The sequence below is a fragment of the Stenotrophomonas sp. P5_B8 genome (assembly GCF_054049855.1).
Map to the genome: position 1 here is coordinate 1 of NZ_JBFULO010000447.1, position 3,012 is coordinate 3,012.

The 3,012-nt window shown below is 63.4% G+C and carries 1 protein-coding gene; it reads right to left on the reverse strand.

The window, feature by feature from the left end:
• Positions 1-3,012: MupA/Atu3671 family FMN-dependent luciferase-like monooxygenase (locus ACXJKH_RS17800; RefSeq protein WP_457321317.1), on the reverse strand; the 3,012-nt coding region annotated here is incomplete at both ends.

Consider the following 3,012-nt stretch of genomic DNA (forward strand, 5'->3'; position numbering starts at 1 on the left):
CTTCTGATCAGGTCGATATAGCTGCGTGCGAGTCCGGCCACGGTGCCCGGGCCCGCGCCCTCAGCGGGAGGGGTCGGGTACTGGATGGCATACAGAGTGGCAGCTTCCCCGATCGCTGAACACAGTTTGGCGTAGTGCGCAGCATCTCCGGTTCCGCCATGCACGCAGAAGAGCGGTGGCGCCGCGCTATCGTTGGACAATCTGGTCAATRCGCTGCGCGGCGTTTCCGGCGGGGTCCCGCCAAGTTCGAGGGCCGCGATCGACTGGCGTTCAAACAGGTCGCGGACCGAGATCTTCACGCCGAGTGCCTTCTGGGCGCGGTTGATCATCCGTATGGCGGAGACGGAATTTCCTCCGAGTTCGAAGAAGCCATCGGTAATGCCGACCTGCTCCTGGCGCAGAACTTCGGCCCAGATCCTGACCAGTCCGGCTTCGATCTCGTTTCGCGGCGCAACAGGGCCTGCCTTGGCGCGTAGGCAGGCGGGGTCGGGCAAGGCCTGTTGATCAACTTTTCCGCTCGGTGTCAGCGGAAGCCGGTCGAGCAGGATGATGCTGGCAGGACGCATGTAGACGGGGAGTTCGCGGCTGAGCAATGTTTGCAGTTCTGCAGCACGGAGCGGTCGGCCCGAGACGAGGCGAAGTCGGTTCAGATGCGGAAGGCTGGCCAGTACGCGTTCTGCGGGCAGACCGAAGTCCACCAGGCAGGCGAACTCGTCCACGCCCGCATCGAGCAGGCCGCGTACGGTCTCCTGGCACGATTGCGGGGAGCCGATCAGTGCCTTGCTGGCAAGGAAGCGGTCGACGGCAAGGCTGATCACTTCGTCGGAGAGTTCATGATCAGTTTGCACGTCGAGGCCAAGGGCTGCGCCGACATCCTTGCGCAGCTTCAACTGCGATCGGAAGTAGTTCTGCAGGTGTGGCCGGGCCTCGGCGATGGCTGCCGCCGCGTCTTCGTCCATGTAGGTGTGCAGCATCACCGCAACCCGGCCGGTGGACGGGTCATGCCCGGCCTGTTGCCTCGCTTCGCGATAGGCGGCGATCTTGTCGGCCAAGCCTGCCACGGTCGTGTTGAGGACGTGGGTGAGGACATTGGCGCCGACGCGACCGGCATCGGCGAACGTCTGAGGGGCACCTGCAGCGGTAATCCAGACCGGTAGCTCCGCTTGCACCGGACGCGGCTGGGTACCGATCTCGACCACGTCGCCGACGCCGTTCTTTCGCGTGATGGTGCCGCCGCGCCAGAGCGTCCGGACGTGTTCGATCCCCTCGAGCATGGCCTGATGGCGCTGTTGGAAGTTGTCTGGCGCGAGTACGAAATCGTTGGGGACCCAGCCGGAGGCGAAGGAGAGGGCAACACGGCCACCGGAGAGGCGATCAACGACGGCCCATTCCTCGGCAACCCGAAGCGGGTCGTGCAGCGGAAGTACGACGCTGCCCGAACGCAGCTGCAGCGTCTTGGTAACCATGGCTGCGGCCGCGCTCAACACCGACGGGTTCGGGAATGCCGCACCCACCTCGGTGAAGTGCCGCTCTGGTGTCCAGATAGCGTTGAAGCCCATCTGGTCCGCTACTTTCACGCTTTCGATATACAGCGCCAGCTCATCGGTTCCGGGCGTGCTGGTGGCATCGGAGAAATAGAACAGGCCGAAGGGAGCCGGATCAGCTGCCGCGGCCGGTGTCGGGACCACGTAAGCCGCCAGTTGCTGGTCGTCGCCGTGGCTGACCACGATAGATTCGGCCACGCCGGGGTGTTGCTCCAGGGTGCTTTCGATCTCGCCGGGTTCGATACGAAACCCATGTTTGTTGATCTGACGGTCGGCGCGACCGCGATGCTCAAGGCCGATGCCATTCCGCCAGATGACGCGGTCTCCGGTGCGATACAGCCGTACACCCGGTTGGAGAGGTGAGTCGATGAAGGCTTTGGAGGTCAGCTCGGGATTGCCGAGGTACCCGGGCCCCAGACCGTGGCTGCTGACGTAGAGCTCGCCCTCCACGCCGTGCGGTACCGGTCGCATGTGTTCATCCAGCACATACACTTCTACGCCGGGCAGTGGCCGTCCGATTGGCACGGTTGCACCACCTTCGCTGGGGCTGAAGGTATGTGCGCTGGCGTCCCAGAACTCGGTGGTGCCATAGATGTTGACCAGTTCCACATGGGGCAGCGCGTCGTGGAAACGTTGTGCCAATTCGGCCTGAAGTGGTTCGCCGCTGGAGACACAGAGGCGCAGGGCAGGCAGGTTCTGGCCGGTGGCCTGTAGATGCGATGCGAGGCCGGCAAGCAGCGTGGGTACTAGGACGATGTGGCTGACGTTACCTTTGCGCAGGGCCAGGCAGAGCTCCTGCGGATCCAGCAGTGCGGCCTGTGGGATGACCTCAATGGTGGCTCCCGTGATCAGCGGCAGGAATACCTCCCACAGCGAATCGATGAAGTTGATGGAGGTTTTCTGGGCATAGATTTCACTTCCATCGCGTCGCTCGCGTTCGGGCAGCAGGCGACCGGTGAGCATTCGATGAAGGCCCGGCACGCCCTTGGGTCGACCGGTAGAGCCAGAGGTGTACAACACGTAGGCGGTATCGTTTGCAGAGGTCTTTGGATCAGTCCATGGCTGGTCTTGTCCGGTGATCTGGTCGATCAGCACGGTCCTGGCCTTTGGCAGATCAAGCAACGACTGCTGGCTCGAATGGGTTACCAGGACGCTGCAGCCGCTGTCGCGGGCCATGTAATCCAGGCGCTCGGTCGGGTAGTCCGGGTCCAACGGGAGATATATCCCGCCCGCCTTGAACACGGCCAGAAGCGCGACGATCTGGTCAAGCGAGCGCGGTAGGCAGATACCAACCACGCTGTTGCGCTCCACGCCGACGCTCTGCAGGTGGCCGGCAAGGGCCACCACTCGATTGCCGAGCTCACGATAGGTCAGCGCCTCATTCCCCGATCGGACGGCGATGCAATCGGGATGACGGGTGATCGCATCATCGACATGATGCTGGATGCTTCCCGCTGCTGCCACCAAC